This window comes from Paenibacillus sp. FSL E2-0190, assembly GCF_037992965.1.
Taxonomy (GTDB): Bacteria; Bacillota; Bacilli; order Paenibacillales; family Paenibacillaceae; genus Paenibacillus_AQ; species Paenibacillus_AQ odorifer.
The window spans coordinates 1,746,168-1,766,196 of the sequence record NZ_CP150306.1 but is presented as its reverse complement, the minus strand read 5'-3'; the positions used below and the strand labels follow the sequence as shown (position 1 = coordinate 1,766,196).

The window sequence follows — 20,029 nt, the reverse complement described above, 5'->3', positions numbered from 1 at the left end:
CTCTTTTTCTTTAAGAAATCAATTTAGACTCTTCGGCTTGTTCAGATGCCTTATGGATAAAAGGCTCCAGTGGTTTCTTGAGGAGTAATGCCAGCAAGAGTGCCAGCACACCGAAGATAATCAGATAAATCACATCACGAATCGCCACTTCCGGCAGAATTCCCCCAACCGCCTCCCGCATCAGACTAATTGCATAGGTAAACGGCATATACGGATTTAATATTTGAAAAAAACGCCCAGTCGTACTAATCGGAAATGTGCCGCCGGAGCTAGAGAATTGAAGCACCATGAATACGATCGCTATCCCTTTTCCCAGGTTGCCAAATACAGCGACAAGCGTAAACACAATGGTTACGAACACGATGCTGATTAACACTCCAAAAAGTACAAACCACACCTTATTCACCACATAACAGTGCAGAATAAAAATGTTGCCAAGGACAGCCACCAGCCCCTGAAGAATTCCCACCGTAAGGAAGGTCAGCAGGCGGCCAAAATATAGTTGATATCTTTTGTACGTTAGCCCCCCCGTATCCACACCTGTGCGGAGAAGAGAGACAAGCAGTGTGCCTCCGACCCATAAGGAAAGTACGACATAAAAAGGAGTCATTGCTGAGCCGTAATTCGGAATGGGATATAACTTATTCTCTTTTAACACTACCGGATTGGCCAAAAAATCACTTTTGCTCTTAATATCTCCTCCGAGCAGTTGCGCAATTTCCCCCAGATCAATCTCTTCTTTAATTTGGCGGATCGTGGAGGCGGCTTTTCGAATCGAGTCTTCCAGTACTGGAAGATCATTTCTCACCAAATCTGCGGCAAGCGCCACTCCTTTGTCTGCACGGGGGAGTCCTGTACGTATCAACTCCGAGACCTGATGAACCCGCTCTTCTACAGTAGGCAGATCCTGACGCACGAAATTCGCAGCTTGCTGTATCTTTTCCCCTGCAGTAGGTAAGCTGCTCTCCAATAGCGGAAGTGTATCTCGGATGAAAGCACCAAAGCCCTGGGTCTGATCGGCAACCCCACTGCCTGCTGTGTGGACCGCTTCGCGTATAGCTGGCAAATCCTGCTGCAGACTAGCTAAGCTTGTCTGCCCGAACTCAATCGCCGACATCGTCTCTTCCAGTAGGGTACCCAGCGCGGGTATACGATCTGGCACCTGCTGCAATGCGGTGGCTGTGACATCTGCCGCCGAAGTTATTTGCTCCAGTGTATTTTTTATGGCAGGGATAGTCGACGAATCATATCCTGAGATAAGCTTCGCAATCGCCAGCTTCCCAAGACCAGACTTTAGGAACAATTGGTTAATTGCACTGGAATCAGCGGTATCCTTATTCTGAAGGTCAGCCGCCATAGCATTTACCAAGGACTTCTGACTGTTCAAAACACTGTCTACACCTTTCAATGCCGCAAGATCAGCAATAGACACTGTTTCAGGTGAAAATGTGTTCAATGCATTTAACATAGAAAGTGTGTGTTCAATCACGCTGCTTCCTGCAGCCAACTGTGCTGAGAGTAACTCCAACTGCTCACGTACAGCTTGTGGCTCGTTATCCTCTCCCTTTAACTGTTCAGCAAGCTTGACCACTGAGCTCTCCGTTTGCTGTAGGAGATTAAGATTCTGTTTGACAGCTGCTGGAACAGCTTCAAATGCAGCACTGCTCTTCTCCAAAAATTGTTGAAGCTCCAGAACAAAATCATTTCCGGCAGTGGCAATCTTTTCTGCCTCAGGCAGTGCTGTTAAGGCAGCATTAACGATTTTATGCGCTTCCGTAAGACCTTGCGAGGCCTGAGCCATGATCTGTTCAACTTCACCATAATGGTTATCAAGTTGAACGATTAGCTGTGCCGCTTCTTCAATCTTGGGCAGCTTGTCCTGTAGCCCCCCTAAATGATCTAAGGTACTCGCGATTTGCGGCCAATGCTCAGCAATTTTCTCTAAAGCCTCACCCGCTTTTTCCACCTCTGGCAGCTTATTCTCCAATGTGGAAATACGCTCTGCTGAGGCATGAATCTGCGGCCAATTTTCCTGAATTTTTAATACACGTTTACCTGCGGTTTCAATTTCTGGCAGGCTCGCCTCTAATTTAAACAATCCTTTTTCTACCTTGCGTATAATGGGCAATTCAGATTGAAATTCCTTATCGATTTGACTTAAAACAGTAAATACCGTCTCACTAATCGTTTCCGTGAAATTCTCACTGATCTGTGTGGTGATTGAAGTGGCGCCCTTATCCGTGATTTTAGGAGCAATCGCATTTATTTTCTCATTGACGGTATATTCGATCTCTGGTTTCACAATCGTTCCTTCAAGAATTCCAGTCATTCGTTTGGAGAAATTAGCAGGGATAACAATACTGGCATAGTAGTCTCCGCGTTTGACACCATTATGTGCAGTCTCTGCATCTACAAAGGTCCAGCCCAAGTTTTTATTGCTCCGAAGACTTTCCATGACCTCATTGCCGATATTAAAATCCTTCTCCTGCACCTTAGTACCTTCATCTAAGCTGGTAACAGCAATTTTAATGCCAGAAGTATTGCTATAAGGATCCCATACTGACGCAACGTTCACCCAATCATACACGGAGGGCAATACCACCAAAGCGGCAACCAGCAATACGGCCACAGGAACTCTGAATAAGTTACGCCAATCGTTCCTATAAATCCGTAGTATTCCGCCCATTCGCTGCTCCCCCTAATCTGCATGTTTTGATATTTTAATATGCCCGAGGAGACAAGCTTTTACTATTCATTTTAGGGAACTCATGACTTCTCATTGCTTTTTAAAAAAACTTTTAAAAAAATGCAACAAAAACTGCTCTTCTCACGTAAAGAGTAATATAAAACCCGTTTAAGAAAAAACAGAGCGGGTAATAAGTTCTATACAACGTCTTACATATCTCAAGGGGGAGATTAATAATGTTTAAGAAAAAGTCAGCGTATGTGTTACCGGTTGTTGTTCTGTTGTTTCTTTCCCTCATTACTTCTGCAAGTACCGTTGGAACACGGGTAGATGCGCAAGATAGTGACAAGACCCAGCATCAAACAGTTTACTTTCATACTATTGAATCCGACCATGGCAAGCTCTCCGGTACGACCGATGAAATAAACTGGTATCAGGGTGCTGATGCCGATCGAATCTTTGCTGAAAGAGATCCAGAAGCTGCAGCAGAAATAGGCGGAGCTCCAGACAGTTATTATATTGTAAATGATGTTGATACTCTGACAACTTATCCGATTGCGGATAACGCCACAGTGACGATGCAAATTTTTGATCACACTGGCAATATGGATGACTTGGATATCAACTGGAATGAGTCCATCACCTTACAGCAATTTATGGATCAATTTAATAAAACGGATGTCATCGACTTGAGTCAGTTCCCGTATCACATCACCATTCAGGACGGCGTAATTACTTCTATCGTTCAACAATATATACCTTAAGGTGCAACATAAGAAAGAGGGTTACTCAGCAGCCATGCACATGGCTTATAAGTAACCCTCTTTTTTTATTTCCTTAACGAATTATTGTTTAGCTGCATCCTTAACGGGAACCCCAAAATCCGGCGTACCATCTTCATTCCAATGGAAGACTTGAGCACGAGTATGACGGTTCGGGTCGTACAGCGGATCGCCGGTAATTTCTTTATAATTGCGGCAGTGGTAGATGAGTACATCTTCCCCATTTTCATTTACAGTAAAGCTGTTATGACCCGGTCCATATTGTCCATTCTCTTCATTGGTCTGGAATACCGGTTCCGGCAGTTTGGTCCATGAAGTGGCATCCAGCAGGTCGCTGTCCTCATCTGCAACCAAAAGTCCCATGCAGTAATTGAAGTCCGTAGCGCTAGCCGAGAAGCTGATAAAGATACGGCCGTTACGTTTAAGCACTGCAGCTCCTTCGTTTACCTTGTACCCAATAATCTCCCAGTCATATTCAGGAGTAGCAATCATGGTCTGAGGACCGGTTAGCGTCCATGGATTACTCATTTCCGAAATATACAGATTAGAATTCCCCTCAATATTCAGGTCCTTCTGTGCCCATACATAATACAATTTTCCTTTGTGTTGAAAGGTGGTTGCATCCAATGCAAAGGATTCCCAAGCGGTTTTTACCTGGCCTTTTTCTACCCATGTTCCTTCTAAAGGATTGGCAGATTCATTCTCAAGAGCAAACATACGGTGATCGAATAATCCATCCTTCGTCTCCGTAGTACGCGCCGCTGCGAAATAAATGTACCATTTCCCGTCAATATAATGGAGCTCTGGTGCCCAAATGTTTGCACTAAGCGGACCCGTCTCATATTTACGCCAAGCTACAACCGGTTCTGCAGCAGCCAATCCCTCGATTGTTGTTGCTCTCCGTACTTCGATCCGGTCGTATTCTGGAACAGAAGCAATAAAGTAGTAATAACCATCTGTATGTTTATATACCCATGGATCAGCACGTTGCTCCACCAATGGATTTTTATATTCTACACTCGTATTCATAAACTCTCTCCTCTATTTAACTTTAACAATACAGAACCATGCTGTGGAAGAGTTTGAGAAATACCTTCGTTAACCACTTCCAAATCGCGGCTCTGCCATAGATCACGTATAGTGTTAGGAATTGAAACCTTAAGCTGCTCGAACGACACCTGAAGCGTTAAAGCTTCATCGCTAAGATTAAACAAAGCTACATAGTGGTTACCTTGTTCATCCTCAGATGTCCAGATCGCATGCGCCTCATTTAGCGCTACCTGACTGCCGCCTTTACCATAACGATGCAGATGAAGCACTTCCTTATTGGTCAATAAAGATAATGTCCAATCGTCATTGTCCCGAAGTTCTCCTCCAAACATTAACGGGGAGCGGAAAATACTCCATAGTGTCATCATGGTGACCTGCTCGTCATGAGTAAACCGCGTGAACCGGTCTCCCCCGCCATCTACAGAACGAATGCCCAGATGACCTAACGGCAGCATGTCACAATCCGGCCAATGGCCCGGCTGCACATAAGGAGCCCATTTCTCACAGCGCTCAAACATCCCGCGCAGCAAATGCCAATGATCCCAGTAATCATCGGTCATTCTCCAAAGGTTAGCGTGTCCGGCTAAGTGTTCAGCCTCTTCCACTGGAGCAGGTCCAGGCGAAAGACTGAGCACCATCTCGCGACCGCTGCGGTCAATAGCCTTACGGATCATAGCAACTTCTTCTTTGTGATATCCATAAATGCGAGAAGCGGCAATATCATCCACTTTCACATAATCCACACCCCAACTGGCATACAACTGGAACAGCGAGTCATAATACGCCTGACTGCCTTCTTTTGAAGCATCTACTCCATACATGTCCGTATTCCATGGACAAATAGAATTTGGGTGAGCCACATCGCGTGCGGTTTGCTCAGATCCTAGAATGGCACTGGCCGCATGAGCAGCCTGACGCGGGATTCCGCGCATAATGTGTATGCCGAATTTCAAACCCAATCCATGTACATATTCAGCGAGTGGCGCAAACCCTTTGCCTCCCGCTGCGGAAGGAAACCGGTTCTCAGCAGGTTGAAGTCTAGAGTACTCATCCATAACCAGCGGTACAAAGTTGCGATACTGCGAAGAATTCGCTCCAGGCTCATACCACTGAATATCCACAACTACATATTCCCAACCAAAGTCCTTCAAATGGGTAGCCATATATTCTGCATTGCCTCTTACTTCTTCTTCATTTACACTGGCCCCGTAACAATCCCAACTATTCCAGCCCATCGGGGGCGTAGCAGCTAACAAATTTTGTTTGATGATTTTCACGTCCTTTTCAAAAACTTAGTATTCACTCCCAGCGAGGTGCCAAGGGATAAGGGCAAGTAGAGTCCTGCAATCTTGTTCTTACCTCTACAAGACAGCCACAATAACGGCAAGTGCTACCAAATTGCAGGCCAGAGCAATCTCGGCAATGTTCAATACGCTGCAAATATTGCTCCTCCGGTGCTAAAGGTCTTTCTCTAGTGGCTATTTCTATTAAACGCTCCAATTTTTCTGGGCTTATTCTCATGTTCTCATCACAGCTTTTGCAGCGACGGTTTTTTTCTTGGTTCTCTGACATGATGTTATTCCAGAGTCAAGACTACCACGGAAGCAGGTGGAAGCTCACAGCTCAGCTTTTCACCTAATAAAGACGCACCCTCAAAAGCTACTGGAGTAACTGTATCCGGTGCCTCAAATGTATTGTGCGCTCCCAGCACGGAATGCGTTAAAATCTGACCTGTCACTTTGCTAAAGCTAACCTCTTCAATACCAATACTTAGCGATGCGCTGTCCTTATGGCTCAGGTTACAGAGTGAAACATATACTTTGCCATTCGTATCACGAGATGCAGAAACGCTAATCTGTGGAATTGTAAGCTCCCCAAACGTATAATCAGGGCTCTCAATAGTAACTTCAAGCAGTTCATTATCCTGATGCTCTTTGTACATTTCAAATACATGATAGGTAGGCGTTAGAATCATCTTGTCGCCCTCCGTCAGGATAAGAGCCTGCAGTACATTGACCACTTGAGCCAAATTCGCCATTTGCACACGACTGCTATGCTTTTGGAAAATATTCAGCGTTACCCCTGCTACCAATGCATCTCTGAGTGTATTCTGCTGATACAGGAACCCTGGATTCGTACCAGGTTCACTTAAGAACCAGGTTCCCCACTCATCTATAATCATTCCAACCCGCTTATCCGGGTCATATTTATCCATAACCGCTGAATGTTTAGTAATCAATTCATCCATATGCAAGGTTTTTTGCATAGTCTCAAACCATTCGGCTTCATCAAAACCTAAAGCGTAACGTTTCTCTTCCCAGCTTCCAGGAATCGTATACGAATGAAGACTGAGACCATCCATAAACCGTCCAGCTTCGCGCATTAGCACTTCCGTCCAATTATAATCATCAACGTTGGCGCCACCAGCGATTCTATAGATCTGATTTTCACCATAATTGCGCACATATGTCTGGTAACGTCTGTACAAATCTGCATAATATTCTGGACGCATATTGCCGCCGCAGCCCCAGTTCTCATTACCTACACCAAAATACTTCAACTTCCACGGCTCTTCACGCCCATTTTCACGACGCCAGTCCGCCATCGGTGATTCGCCTTCAAAGGTCATATATTCAACCCACTCCGACATCTCCTGAACAGTGCCACTGCCAACATTCCCGCAGATATACGGTTCACAATCCAGCAACTCACATAATTCAAAAAATTCATGCGTCCCAAAATGATTATTCTCGACGACACCGCCCCAGTGCGTATTCACCATCCGCTTACGGGTTTCTTTTGGACCGACGCCATCCTTCCAATGATACTCATCGGCAAAACAACCCCCCGGCCAACGAAGGACAGGAATATTAACTTTTTTGAGTGCTGCTAGGATGTCATTGCGGAAGCCCTTGGTGTTCGGAATCGGTGAATCTTCCCCCACATAGATCCCGTCATAGATACATCTGCCCAAATGCTCAGCAAAATGACCATATAGATATTTGCTGATCTTATTACTTCCTTTACCTGCATGTAGCTTGATCGTAGTCATCTATTCTCTTCTCCATTCTTTTGCTTACCCCAGATGGAAATTCCATTTTCATTTAATCCAGTAAATACAAGGGTCTGAGTTTCTTTCTCCCAATCCCATGACGGAAGCAATTGCACCTTCTCTATCCGGCCTTCACCCTCGACAACATCATTCCAGACCAAGGTCAGGACTCTGCATCCATCAAAAGACCAGCTTCCCTTTCCATTCGCACCTTCCAGCTTAAAGTCAGAGGATAGACTTATGACGGCAGACTGAATCTGGCCATCCGCTGAGGGGTCCATTACAATCCATTCCCACTGTCCTGCGATTAGCTGTTCTGGAATATCCTGTTCCACTTCACCCGCATACCGTTCTGGAGATACAACAGGCCAACCATCCTCTGTCCACAGAATTCGACGAACCTGTAAATAGGACCAATGTTTATCGATTTCACCACGTGCATGATGAACTATATAATAGCTGCCATCCTCATGAAGAACTGAGTTATGGCCGGGAGCTATCCAACCTGGATCTTGTCCAAAGCGATAGCCACCCAGTATTTTATTGCCGACCTCATATCGGGGTTGATGCGCACTATCAGTCATATCTCGTCCGTTATAATCCACATATGGGCCGGTAATAGTATCTGCACGAGCGACACGAACGTTATAATCCTCAAACAGGGAGTCATAGGAGACGAACAAATAGTATTTTTTGAATTGCTCGTTATACACTATGTACGGTCCTTCAACTGCTCCATCTTTAATGGTATTATCCCGTTTAGCGATCAGCGTACCAAAACCTTCTTGCTTCGGTTTGCCTGTTTCCGCATTCAGCTCAATGATATGAATTCCACCAAAAAAAGAACCATACACCATCCACATTCGCCCATCTGCATCCGTAAGCACATTGGCATCAATCGCATTCAGTGAATCTTCAGCACGCGTCTGAATCGCTACACCTTCATCGGTCCAAGGTCCCTCAATAGAAGATGAAGTTTGAAGTCCGATTAGCGATTGTCTACTTCCGAAAGATGAGGCCGAGTAATACATTCGATACTGTTCACCGTATTTCACCACATCGGGTGCCCATAAATTAGTAGCCCCTGCCCATTCCTTCGCAACTTGGGGAATTCCCGGCAGCGCATAATGAACCCATTCCCAATGGATAAGATCCTGTGATTTCCGAACCATTACGCCTGGACGTAATTCTCCTCCGACTCTTATGTCCGTAGAAAAAACATAGTAACCCTCATCTGTTTTAATAATGCCTGGATCATGTGTGTTGTGAATCGTCCATAAAGACTCGATATCAATCACTGATAGATCATACATTGGCATGTTCCCTGGGGAACTTGGAAAGACAAGATCTGTTGTTTTTTTTACCATTAGATTATCACCTCAGCAATAGCAACAGATTGAGTAACAATAAATATTAAATTTAAAATGAAAAAATATGTATTCGCTTACAATATAAAATAACATATATAAAAAGCCTTGTAAATATATTTCTATAAACCTTTTTATATTTATATGAAATTAAACTCGAAATAAATGAATTATGGCGAAATAACAGCCTTTTTCTTTAGATTAATTCTTCATTCGTTTAAATTTTACTAAATCAAATAAAAATCATGCCAAAAACCCCTCTTATATTCGTACATTCTACAAAATAAGGAAGTATACTTTATTTATATGCCTTATTAGTTTATAATTTTATAAAATAGTATAATTTATGACGTAATCGGAAGAAGGTATTGATAAAATGATCTATATTAAAGATTTAATGAGTGGATTAGAAATTTTTAAGGCACTAAGCTCAGAAATCAGAATCCTCATTTTAGAGCTCCTTGCCACCAATCAAGCCTTGAACCTTAATGAAATTGCCAAAAAACTGAACCTCAGCAACGGCGCCATCACCATGCATATTAAAAAGTTAGAAGAAAGCGGTCTCATTGAGATAAACACATCAGTGGGTAAACACGGTATTCAAAAGGTCTGCTATTTAAATAAGGACAAGCTTATTGTTGACCTTCGCAGCAAGGATGTTGATAATCTTTACGAAGTAGAAATTCAAGTAGGTCATTACAGCAACTATCAGGCTGTTCCAACTTGTGGACTGGCTACCAAAGACAGCATCATCGGGGATTTCGACGAGCCGCGTTATTTTGCAGATCCGCAGCGAATTGAATCCGAAATTATTTGGATGGCCGAAGGGTTCCTCGAATATAGAATTCCGAACTACCTTAAAGCCAACCAAACGTTCCGCGAAATTCAGTTCTCGATGGAGATCGGCTCTGAAGCTCCTGGGTCTAACGATAACTATCCGTCCGACCTTTATTTCTATTTAAATGGAATTGAAATCGGATTCTGGACTAGCCCTGGCGATTTCGGAGATACCCGGGGAACATTTAACCCCGATTGGTGGCCTCCGCACCTAAACCAATACGGTATGCTGAAGCTGATCCGTATCAATAATGAAGGCAGCTTTATTGATGGCTGTCGGATTTCTGACGTGACCCTTGATGATATCCAATTGGATTACAAAAGTGAACTCACATTCCGTATCGCAGTAACCGACAAGCCTACAAACAAACGCGGACTCACGATTTACGGAAAACATTTCGGCAATTATAGCCAGGACCTACTGGCACGTGTGTTGTATGATGTACATGAAGTTGGAGAGGGCCTCCCTCGTAACGCTGTTATAATAGCAGAGTAACCAACCCTGCTTAAATAAAAAGACCCTAGATTCAGCTAACGCTGATTTAGGGTCTTTTTGTGCTTCGTATATTTTTTCGATATTGAACCATAATAACTTTGTCTCCCAAACCACCGAGAAGGAGTGTTTCGAATGCGTGAAGGTCTAATTCCCGCTGTTCTTGGAACCGTCGTAACCGCTTCTAGCGCCGCTTTTCTTGGAAGCAAGTATAAGATGGCAGCAACAGGCGTACTTGGATTTGGTCTGGCTCATGTCGTATTGGGTGCCATTGATCTGTTTGAGCATCGGTAAGGATTGGAAGATGCCGGGTGGTATGAACACTGCCCGGTTTATTTTGTATTTCTTATGTTGGCGCAATTACAATCTGCTCCAACGGATGACGTCATAAAAAAACAGCGGTTCTCCTGATATCGGAGAACCGCTGTTTATGTTTGGGGCGCTAGCTGGTTGCTCCAACCTTGTCTCCATCATCTCACGTATCTCACGTGGCTTACGCGGCTTACGTGGCTTACTGGCTTACGTGGCTTACGTGGCTTACGCGGCTTACTGGCTTACGTGGCTTACGCGGCTTACGTGGCTTACGCGGCTTACTGGCTTACGCGGCTTACGTGACTTACGGACCCAGATGACGTTATTTGCATATTTTTAGCTCTTGGAGCATGTTTTCGGACTCCAGTGACGCTATCCATTGGAAAATGACCAATATTGGACGTTTTTCAAGCCAATAGCTGCAATGGAGTCCGATAGCACCCAAAATATTGGAAAATGCTGCGTATAAGGTCTGCTGGGTCCGATCGCTACTACTAATACGTATATCTGATGGTAGTTGTGCATGCATGAGTGTTGGGTAGTGAAAACCTACATGTTTACGACAGCGGTAATGCATGAGCATTCGAGAGCGAGAACCTACGCTTCCGTAAAAGATAATGCATGAGCATTCGATAGCGGCAACCCACACGCTTCCGCAATGGGCAATATATGAGCATTCGATAGCGGGAACCTACACGCTTCCGCAAAGCGGTAATGCATGAGCATTCGATTGCGGGAACCTACACGCTTCCGCAAAGCGGCAATGCATGAGCATTCAATTGCGGGAACCTACTTGTTTCCGGCAGCGTCAACCTATGTGCTTCTAACAGCAGCATTCCACTCGCTTCCGCCAGCAATAAGCTAAAGTCAAAAAAAGGGGCTGTCCCAGCAGCTATTTTCATAGCTTATGGGACAGCCCCTCTTAGCATTTTGAATAATTATTTTATAGCTACATAAAATAATCGTTCAGCATCATCTTCTGCCTCTACCCACTCGAAATCGGCGTAGATCTTCACATCACTAAACCCAGCCTTAAGCAGCTCTTCCTTCATCCAGTTAGGATCGTAGGCGCGCTGAATATGGGTCTCTTCGAATCGGCGATAGCGATCGCTATGTCCGTCTTCACGGGCAAAAATGGACAAATGATGTTCAATTTCGCGGCGTGGAACATCCATCTCACAAGTCCAAATATAAGAAACAGATGGCTCGTCCAGAATAAAGGGCTGTTCTTCTTCATAACGAATTAGTGTGTTTGGATGATGCACATCGAACAGGAAGGTTCCGCCTTGCTTTAACCCTGCATAGGTACTGGCAAAAACAGCGCTGATGTCATCCTCTTCCAACACATAATTCAGACAATCACAAAAGGAAATTACAGAATCCACCAGCTCCGGAAGCTCCCATTCCTTCATGTTTTGTCTAATCCAACGAACACTGCCTTCGCGCAAAAAACGCCGTCCCTGGGGATGCTCCTCCATTTTGCGCTGTGCCACTGAGAGCATGTCAGAAGATAAATCGATTCCGGTCATATGATATCCTGAACCCGCCAAAGGAATTGTAATACTTCCTGTTCCGCAGCCAAGCTCGGCTACAGTTAACGGTTTGCCGTATTTACTCCATGCGGCTTCAGCAAAGGATATCCAATCTGGATACGGCATATCTGCCATAAGCTCATCGTATACATAAGCAAATTTCCCATAGGAAGACACAATTACACCGCTTTCTATAACAACATTTTATAAATTCCGTCTATTGAATCGTAAGCTTAATCCGTCGTTTCTTCTTGCCCTTCGGTTGTTCCTTCTTCATTATCCTTAGCAACAAGATACGTCCAGTTCTCTTTTTGAGTAATATGGCCTTCCTTCATCAGCTTCCCAAGTGCACGCTTGAAGGCGGATTTACTGATTCCGAACCGTTGTTTGATAATATCTGGCGGCGTAGCATCCGAATAAGGCATCGCTCCACCTGGACGAGCATTTAAGAACTCCAAAAGTGCGGCGGAATCTACATCCATCCCCACTTCTTTACGAAGACCCATAGAAAGGTTAACACGTCCATCTTCACGGATATGAGAGACACGTGCTTCAAACTGCTCACCAAGACGCAGCAGACGGCTCCGCTCCGAGGAATGGACCATACCGATAATCCCAAAGCCTAGCACACCCGCATCCACAAGTACAAAAGTACCCATTTGCAGCGGCTTATACACTCGGGCTGTTACAGTCTGTCCCATCCAAGATTCAGGTGCAGGCAGAGCTAGAGGAGCAAGCTCCTGTTCTCCGGCCAGCTTGGCACGCAGACGCCCCTGTTTATCATGCTCCATGATCGCAAACACATAGTCCCCAACCTGCGGACGCAGCTCTGGAAGCTCTGGAAGCTCACGGATAGGCAGCAGCAGCTGACGTCCAAGACCCATCTCCAAAAAGCAGCCCAGACGCGGATGAATATCAGCCACTTCCAATAACGCCATCTCGCCCAGCGTCAGAAATGGTTTTTTCATCGTTGCCGCAAGACGGTCCTCGGTATCAAAGAAAATGAAAACTTCAACTTTATCGCCGGCTTTTACCTTCTCTGTCAGCTCCGTATAATGCAGCATAACATCTTGGTCTCCAGCATTCAGAAAAAATCCGTATGGGGAAACTTCCCGCTCTACATGAAGTGTAACCGTAGTTCCTGCAATCAGGCTCATACAGTCTCCACAACCTTGGCATCGGACCACAGACGCTCGATATTGTAATATTCACGCTCATCGCGGTGGAATATATGAACGATAACATCGCCAAGATCCATCAGCACCCAGCGTGCTGAATCCATGCCTTCAATCCCTTTGATCACTCCGCCTGCTTCATGAACCACTTTACGGACTTCGGTAGCGATCGCCTGTACCTGAATATCCGAGTTACCGTGACATACGATAAAGTAATCACTGATTGGTGAAACATTACGTAGATCTAGTGCCACGACGTTCATTGCTTTTTTATCTTCAACAGCCTTAAGGGCCAGTTCTAACAGCTTGCTTGGTTGTACACTCATATTTTATCCTCCAATATTCTAACTAAATCATTACGCGCCAGTACCGTTAAGGGGAAAATCACCCGGCGTTTCTCCAGTAACAAACTAATCGTAGAATCGAACCCAGCGACTAATCCTTCTTCCAAACTTACTTGTGCCTTCTCGCGTATCTTATCAACCCCGGGAAAATCACGCCCAGGCTCGATGTAGTCAGCTAGGCAGACGATCTTTTCAAGTAAACTCATGTCTTCACGGCCTGAGGTATGGAAACGAATCGCATTGATAATATCAGGATCCGTAATCCCATAGTCTTTCTCAGCTACAAAGGCGCCTACTTCCGAATGCCACATCTGCTTGTCATACACCAGAAGATCCAAATTTAATTGATTTTGTTCAATGATCTCCTTCATACGCTCAACCGGCCAATACTTAGCCACATCATGCAGAATTGCTGCTGTCTCTGCACGCTCAGGGTCAGCACCATATTGCTTCGCCAGTTGAATAGATGTCTCCATCACGCCGAGTGTATGCTTCCAGCGCTTATCAGGCATCTGTGCGGAGACCGCTTCAATCAGTGCTTCGCGGCTGTATGCCATACAATCCACTCCTTTGAACATAATCGAACACTGCCTCTGGAACCATATAACGAATAGATTTACCTGCTGCCGCCCGTTCTCTTAACATCGTTGACGAAATATCAACCAGTGGCATATCTGCAAGCAATACCTTTTTTGCTATAAAGTCTGGCAATGCATCTAGATCAAGAGGTGTCCCCGGACGACCCACACCAATAAATGTAAGCCGCTGCACCAGTTCTTCAATCTCGTTCCATTTCGGCAAATACTGAACCATATCCGCTCCAATGATGAAATAAAGATCGAAATGCGGATACTCCTCTTGCAGACGTCTTATGGTCTCATAGGTATAGGAGACGCCACCTCTGACAACTTCCCAATCTAATGTGCAAAAAGCTTCGTGATTCTTCACCGCTTCCTGCACCATGGCTAGTCGGTCTTCTCCAGATACACCCGCCTCATGTTTATGAGGCGGGATATGTGAAGGCATAAACCATACCTCTTGCAGACCATAAGTATCTCTTGCGGCTTCCGCTGCCATCATATGACCGATATGAAGAGGATCAAAGGTACCTCCCATAATTCCAACTTTCAAGAGGACGACCTCCTCGGTAAGGTATACTTACAGCTATTAACGCGGCAGCTCAATGGTTTTGTTATCACGTGATTCTTTGTATAGAACGACAGTCTTACCGATCACTTGCACAAGCTCAGAACCCGATTGTTCAGCCAGAGCAGCGCCAATTTCCTTGGGATTCTCAATATTATTGCTCAGTATACTAATCTTCATAAGCTCGCGCTTCTCAATAGCTTCTTCAATATGGCGTACGAGGTGATCATTTACTCCACCTTTGCCCACTTGAAAAATAGGATCGAGATGGTGCGCCAATGAACGAAGATACCGTGTTTGTTTACCAGTTAACATAAATGAATAACTCCTTAATTAACATATATTATTACCTATTATTACCCTAAGTTGATGAATCCATTTCTTACTCATTTCCACCCAAGCAATCGAGAATGGTCTGCCGCATGATTTCCGTAGGTGCAGGCTGCCCTGTCCAATACTCCAGTGCATAAGCTCCCTGATAGACAAACATACCAAGGCCTCCATGAATCGTACAGCCCCGTTCGAGTCCTTCCAACAATAGCCGCGTACGCAGCGGATTATAAATCAGATCGCTTACGACCATTCCTTTACGAAGCAGTCCAGGATCTATCGGTGTCTCATCCATATGAGGATACATACCTACGGAGGTAGTATTGATCAGCACGTCTACACCACTTAGCATTTCTGCTACTTCGTTCATGCTAATCCCGATGACATTCCCTTTGCTCCGGCACTGTGACGCCAAGTCCTCTGCCTTATCAACACTGCGATTAGCAATAATGATTGAAGAAGGCTTCTCCTGAAGTAGTGCGGCAACAATTCCTCTTGCTGCTCCACCGGCCCCGATAACCATAATCTTCACACCAGACAAATCAGAAATAGCTTCCGCTTTGAGCGAACGCACATAACCGATCCCATCCGTATTATATCCGGTGAGCACTCCGTTATCATTAACAATCGTATTGACTGCACCAACGGCTACTGCACTCTCATCTAATACATCCAAATATTGCATCACCGCAACCTTATGCGGAATCGTCACATTCACTCCACGGAAACCAAGCGTACGGATCGCTTGCACCGCATCGCCCAGCTTCTCCGGGCGGATGTGAAGCGGTACATAAGCACCCGGAATTCCCAGCGCTTGCAGCGCTGCTTCATGCATAATTGGAGATTTGGATTGTATAATAGGATCTCCCATTACACCGAGTAGAATATTACCGCTATTGTAGCCTTCGACTGCAGTTGTAGACAATAGATTATCCTCCCTCGTTAAATCATCGAAGGGCGGGTAAGCACCTTCACACCACGCGGAACATGAATGGCCACAACTGCACCTTCAGTTCCATTAACCTTAATCCAGCCCAGACCCGAAATATACAGATCGGCTCTGCTGCCCCGGTTAATCCGGAACTCATGCCGCTGCCAAGGTGGCAGCTTGTCCATCCGGTCACTTCCCGGTGGAGACAGCATTTCACCGCGATGATCCTGATAGAGGGAATCTGCGCGTTCCAGCTTCGTGCGATGGATTTTTAAAGTACCACTAATAAAGCAAGTGAAGGATTGATGCGGGCCTTGTACGAAATCAAAACGTCCCAATCCACCGAAGAAAAGAGTCTGTCCTTCGTTCAACTGATAGACTGTCGGCTTCAAAGGATTGGCAGGCATAACTGCATCCAGATCCTGACGCTCAACTAATTCACTATAACGCCAAGGATACACAATCCCTGGAGTATCTATAATGTAGTGGCCGTCATCCAGTGGAATTTTGACCGTATCGAGTGTTGTGCCAGGGTAACGTGAAGTCGTTAACTCCTGCTCTAAATCGCTATAGTCCGAAATCAGACGATTAATAAGTGTGGATTTGCCCACATTGGTAGCTCCTACTACATATACGTCGCGTTGACCGCGCAACTCCGTTACGGCTTCCAGCAAACGGTCAAAACCTTGATTGCGTTTCGCACTGCAAAGTACGATTTCAGCCGTCCGCAAGCCTTCCTCTTTACAGCGCTGCTGCATCCAGTTACGCAACTTGTTCCAGTTTGTAACCTTCGGCAGCAAGTCACATTTATTCACTGCAAGAATAACAGGGTTATTGCCAACAAACCGCTGCAGGCCGGAAATCAGACTGCCTTCGAAATCGAAGATATCGACAATATGAATAACAAGCGCATTCTTCTCTCCTACTCCACTCAGCAGGCGAAGAAATTCATCCTGATTCACCGAAACAGATGAAGCCTCATTATAATTTTTAATCCGGAAACAGCGTTGGCAAATCACCGGGTCCCGTTCAAGTGCAACCTCCGGAAGGTATCCTGGTTGATCCTTATGTTCCGTCTGAAGCTTGATGCCGCAACCGCTGCACTTCTCAGGACGCTGTGTTTCGCTTTGTTCGTTCATTACTATTTATCCTCCTCGTGCCACAATCCTTTTTTGCGAAGCCGTGTCAGAGCAACCCGCTCTACCCGGCGATTAAACCTTGTGCCGAACCCCTCGTCCTTGACGGAGATTGGCAGTACCAAAACAGTATACAGGCCAAGGCGATTGCCGCCGTATACATCAGTAAGCATTTGGTCTCCCACCACAATCGTTTGTTCAGGGGGCAGCTCCATCTGCTTCATCGCTTTGAGAAAAGGAGCATTACTCGGTTTACGAGCCTGGTGCACAAATTCAATATTAAGCGGTGTTGCAAAGCGGGACACCCGTTCCATGTTATTGTTAGATACGATGATGAGCTTAAAGCCCAGTTCCTTCACCTTTTCGAACCATAACAACAGCTCCGGAGTAGCCACAGGCGCTTTGGCACCGACCAGTGTGTTATCCAGATCCGTGATGATTCCGCGATATCCCTGTCTATACAGCTCGTCCAGAGCAATATCGAATACCGTATTCACCCGGAGTTTGGGAACTAACATTTCAAACAATACGTTCACCTCGATTTCATACAAAAAACTATAACATACTCCTTGCGCATCGCAAATAAATCTGTAGCTATACTTTCACGCAAAGTGTTATTTCTTGGATCTCATTTTTCTCCGCACCCACAAAGCTTCAGTATACACGCTCTGCCAGTCTTTGTCTTCAATAACCTCAGGGCTATATTTCGCCTTTTCGAACATTGTTAGTAGTGAGTATAGATGATCAGCCACTGCCGGCCGTTCTCCACTCCAGCGATCTACGGCTTCACGTAAAGTTTCGTGTTCTTCTTTTAGCATTCCCTTGCGATGCAAATACCTTACCCAACGTTCAGTTTCCACCACTACTTTCTGATCTGGCGTTAAAGGCCGGCCATTGCGCAGCTGCTGCATGAAGAAGCGAAGCTTAAAGCGTCTATGCCAAACTATAAAAATCGCCCAGGACAGCAAAACCACTACAGCTGCCACAACAACCCATAGACCTACATGAAACCCTTGATCTTCTTGTGCATTATTCACAGGCGCTGGTGTAGGTTCTGCCTGCTCTTCTTGATCTTCTGGCTCGACTTCAGGGGTTTGCTCACTCTGAGTTAGAAGCGGAATATTAAATCCAGGTGTAGCTTCAACTGGAATCCAACCATAATCACCAAAATAAACCTCAGCCCAAGAGTGGGAATCCGCATTGGTAATTGTATAGTTATTATTCACTGTGCCGGATTGCTGTTGTGCCGGATTCATTGGGATTTCTGGCTGTTCCCCAGGTGCGTACCCCTTAACCCATCGTGCAGGGATGTTCAGAGAGCGCGCCATAGTAACCAGTGCCGTAGAATAATAATCACAGTAACCTTCCTTTAACTCAAACAAAAACCCTTCTACAAAATCGTTGCTTGTGACACGTGATATATCTGGATTATTGGTATATGGAAAGGTTTGTTGTAAGTATTGTTGCAAAAGCGCTGTTTTTTCATACGGCGTTTTTCCTTCAGCCGTGATTTCCTCAGCCAGCTCCCTGACTCTTTTAGGAAAATCGTTAGGTAGTTGAAGAAACATTTTCTCCAAATCGTTCCCTTTATATAGCTCCTCATACGTCTTTGTTGTCAATTCTTGAACAGGAATTACAGGAACCTCAGACGTCACCTCAAAAGTAGACGGATAAGCGAGTTTTTTCCCATCCACATCCCAGATCAGCTCGCTGTCTCGGCTTCTCCAGGAGAGTCCATCTCCAACTTTTTCCCCATTTAAAGAATCCACCGAAGATACTGAATAAGTGCCAAATAGTACGGGAAATTCATTATTATTAAGCACGGTTACTGTTTGTTTCAGTGTTCGTGTATTTACTTTAGAACCCACACTGCTCTCTAAAGCTTCACCTACATCCACCGCTTCTAGAGGTCCCCGATTTAACCGATCTCTATCGACCCAACCTCTTCCGGAATATAATCTGCGCGTTTCTCCCCGCATATAAATACGCAAATCAGAAACCACTGTCATCACCGGTGTATAATCGAAGGTAAAGCCGCCACCTAGTTGATCATCATTCAGACTGTAGCCTGACGAAGTATTGTTAGTAGGGGAGACAGAACCCATCTCAGATTTCGTGGTCCCAACTGTGCCCTTCCCAGAAGACTTCCCAATCCCATTCCATTCTTGCCAAGCGGTATAAGGATCGGTTAGGGTAGGCCTTACCCCAGGCATATTCACTCCAATTAGGATGACCAAAGAGAAGACGATGGCAATATTAATGACTATTTTCGTGGGATATTTCAGCAGATGCACCCAACCACGCGGATATTGAAGCTGGAAGCTTCTCAGATGCTGGCTGACCAGCCAGCCCATCCCCGCAAATACCGTCCAGGCTACTTCCTGCCACAAAACAATAGATGTAAAGGAATCCAAGGCAGCCAAGGCCACTATGTTCATTCCTATAAACCATAAAATACGTCTTTTTGAGGATACCCACCAAGACGACAACAGCAGCAGGGCTGAGGCTCCGAGAGCAAACCAGATATAGGGCACCATATGAACTGCAATATCCTGCAGTCTGTCCGGGAGGGTTGTTGCCCAAGGATCAGCAACGTATATACCATAATTGATAAGTATCCGATAAACGATATAAATAATAGCTGCCGCTTCAATAAAGAGCCTTATCTGAACTTTTACAGGAATTATGATTTCAATAACAGTGATCGTTATTAATGCAGCCCACACAACAGCAGTTGTCTGTCTTAACCAGATAGGTTCCGTATAAGAGACCCACTGGTGGGCTATAATCAAAAGCCACAATAGACCTAAAGAACGGTGCCAGGAGAATTTCATCTGATTCCACCAGTTTCTCATA

Annotated in this window: 20 protein-coding genes; 3 read left to right on the top strand and 17 right to left on the bottom strand. The window is 45.2% G+C overall.

What is annotated here, in order from left to right:
- Positions 1 to 10 precede the first annotated feature (10 nt).
- Positions 11 to 2,686, bottom strand: a complete 2,676-nt coding sequence (locus tag NST25_RS07625) for a YhgE/Pip domain-containing protein (RefSeq protein ID WP_340393712.1) — start codon at positions 2,684 to 2,686, stop codon at positions 11 to 13.
- Between the two features lie 236 nt (positions 2,687 to 2,922).
- Between NST25_RS07625 and NST25_RS07620 the strand changes: the two genes are divergently transcribed.
- A complete protein-coding gene (locus NST25_RS07620; protein ID WP_076185295.1) occupies positions 2,923 to 3,450 on the top strand; it encodes a hypothetical protein in 528 nt (175 codons plus the stop codon).
- 81 nt (positions 3,451 to 3,531) lie between these two features.
- On the opposite strand, the gene NST25_RS07615 is transcribed toward NST25_RS07620, so the two are convergent.
- The 5 genes from NST25_RS07615 to NST25_RS07595 are packed head-to-tail and all read right to left on the bottom strand — an operon-like array spanning position 3,532 to position 8,937.
- Positions 3,532 to 4,497, bottom strand: coding sequence for a family 43 glycosylhydrolase (locus NST25_RS07615; protein ID WP_340393710.1), 966 nt, complete (start codon positions 4,495 to 4,497; stop codon positions 3,532 to 3,534).
- Positions 4,494 to 5,786, bottom strand: a complete 1,293-nt coding sequence (locus NST25_RS07610) for a glycoside hydrolase family 27 protein (RefSeq protein ID WP_340394372.1) — start codon at positions 5,784 to 5,786, stop codon at positions 4,494 to 4,496. The genes NST25_RS07615 and NST25_RS07610 overlap by 4 nt, the downstream gene beginning before the upstream one ends.
- A gap of 31 nt (positions 5,787 to 5,817) precedes the next feature.
- Positions 5,818 to 6,090: a DUF6171 family protein gene (locus NST25_RS07605; RefSeq protein ID WP_076125168.1), complete on the bottom strand. Its 273-nt coding sequence runs from the start codon at positions 6,088 to 6,090 to the stop codon at positions 5,818 to 5,820.
- A 4-nt stretch (positions 6,091 to 6,094) separates the two neighbouring features.
- On the bottom strand, positions 6,095 to 7,570 hold the full coding sequence (locus NST25_RS07600; protein ID WP_076280583.1) for an alpha-N-arabinofuranosidase: 1,476 nt from the start codon (positions 7,568 to 7,570) through the stop codon (positions 6,095 to 6,097).
- Positions 7,567 to 8,937 (bottom strand): arabinan endo-1,5-alpha-L-arabinosidase, encoded by a 1,371-nt coding sequence (locus NST25_RS07595; protein ID WP_340393708.1) that lies wholly within the window; start codon positions 8,935 to 8,937, stop codon positions 7,567 to 7,569. The genes NST25_RS07600 and NST25_RS07595 overlap by 4 nt, the downstream gene beginning before the upstream one ends.
- A 376-nt stretch (positions 8,938 to 9,313) precedes the next feature.
- Here NST25_RS07595 and NST25_RS07590 point away from each other — a divergent pair, with 376 nt between their 5' ends.
- Complete coding sequence (locus tag NST25_RS07590; RefSeq protein ID WP_036675692.1) at positions 9,314 to 10,270, top strand: winged helix-turn-helix transcriptional regulator; 957 nt, start codon at positions 9,314 to 9,316, stop codon at positions 10,268 to 10,270.
- 132 nt (positions 10,271 to 10,402) lie between these two features.
- Positions 10,403 to 10,561: a hypothetical protein gene (locus NST25_RS07585; protein ID WP_036675694.1), complete on the top strand. Its 159-nt coding sequence runs from the start codon at positions 10,403 to 10,405 to the stop codon at positions 10,559 to 10,561.
- Positions 10,562 to 11,319: 758 nt separating this feature from the next.
- On the opposite strand, the gene NST25_RS07580 is transcribed toward NST25_RS07585, so the two are convergent.
- From NST25_RS07580 to NST25_RS07530, 11 genes are all read right to left on the bottom strand, one after another.
- Entirely contained in the window at positions 11,320 to 11,481 is a 162-nt protein-coding gene (locus NST25_RS07580; protein WP_175617354.1) for a hypothetical protein, read from the bottom strand.
- Between the two features lie 36 nt (positions 11,482 to 11,517).
- Positions 11,518 to 12,288 carry a class I SAM-dependent methyltransferase gene (locus NST25_RS07575; protein WP_038569469.1) on the bottom strand — a complete coding sequence of 257 codons (771 nt, stop codon included), beginning with the start codon at positions 12,286 to 12,288 and terminating at the stop codon, positions 11,518 to 11,520.
- A 56-nt stretch (positions 12,289 to 12,344) separates the two neighbouring features.
- Complete coding sequence (locus NST25_RS07570) at positions 12,345 to 13,268, bottom strand: S1-like domain-containing RNA-binding protein (protein WP_036675697.1); 924 nt, start codon at positions 13,266 to 13,268, stop codon at positions 12,345 to 12,347.
- Positions 13,265 to 13,612: a ribosome silencing factor gene (gene rsfS / locus NST25_RS07565; protein WP_036675699.1), complete on the bottom strand. Its 348-nt coding sequence runs from the start codon at positions 13,610 to 13,612 to the stop codon at positions 13,265 to 13,267. The genes NST25_RS07570 and rsfS overlap by 4 nt, the downstream gene beginning before the upstream one ends.
- Complete coding sequence (gene yqeK / locus NST25_RS07560; RefSeq protein WP_076125176.1) at positions 13,609 to 14,187, bottom strand: bis(5'-nucleosyl)-tetraphosphatase (symmetrical) YqeK; 579 nt, start codon at positions 14,185 to 14,187, stop codon at positions 13,609 to 13,611. The genes rsfS and yqeK overlap by 4 nt, the downstream gene beginning before the upstream one ends.
- Positions 14,159 to 14,761 (bottom strand): nicotinate-nucleotide adenylyltransferase, encoded by a 603-nt coding sequence (locus NST25_RS07555; RefSeq protein ID WP_076125178.1) that lies wholly within the window; start codon positions 14,759 to 14,761, stop codon positions 14,159 to 14,161. The genes yqeK and NST25_RS07555 overlap by 29 nt, the downstream gene beginning before the upstream one ends.
- A gap of 36 nt (positions 14,762 to 14,797) precedes the next feature.
- A complete protein-coding gene (gene yhbY / locus NST25_RS07550) occupies positions 14,798 to 15,091 on the bottom strand; it encodes a ribosome assembly RNA-binding protein YhbY (RefSeq protein WP_036675703.1) in 294 nt (97 codons plus the stop codon).
- Positions 15,092 to 15,158: 67 nt separating this feature from the next.
- Positions 15,159 to 16,031 (bottom strand): shikimate dehydrogenase, encoded by an 873-nt coding sequence (aroE, locus tag NST25_RS07545; RefSeq protein ID WP_076307066.1) that lies wholly within the window; start codon positions 16,029 to 16,031, stop codon positions 15,159 to 15,161.
- A gap of 17 nt (positions 16,032 to 16,048) precedes the next feature.
- Positions 16,049 to 17,176, bottom strand: coding sequence for a ribosome biogenesis GTPase YqeH (gene yqeH, locus NST25_RS07540; protein ID WP_076125182.1), 1,128 nt, complete (start codon positions 17,174 to 17,176; stop codon positions 16,049 to 16,051).
- A 2-nt stretch (positions 17,177 to 17,178) separates the two neighbouring features.
- A complete protein-coding gene (locus NST25_RS07535; RefSeq protein ID WP_036675921.1) occupies positions 17,179 to 17,700 on the bottom strand; it encodes a YqeG family HAD IIIA-type phosphatase in 522 nt (173 codons plus the stop codon).
- Between the two features lie 87 nt (positions 17,701 to 17,787).
- Positions 17,788 to 20,028 carry a transglutaminase domain-containing protein gene (locus NST25_RS07530; RefSeq protein WP_248547715.1) on the bottom strand — a complete coding sequence of 747 codons (2,241 nt, stop codon included), beginning with the start codon at positions 20,026 to 20,028 and terminating at the stop codon, positions 17,788 to 17,790.
- Between the last annotated feature and the right edge of the window lies 1 nt (position 20,029).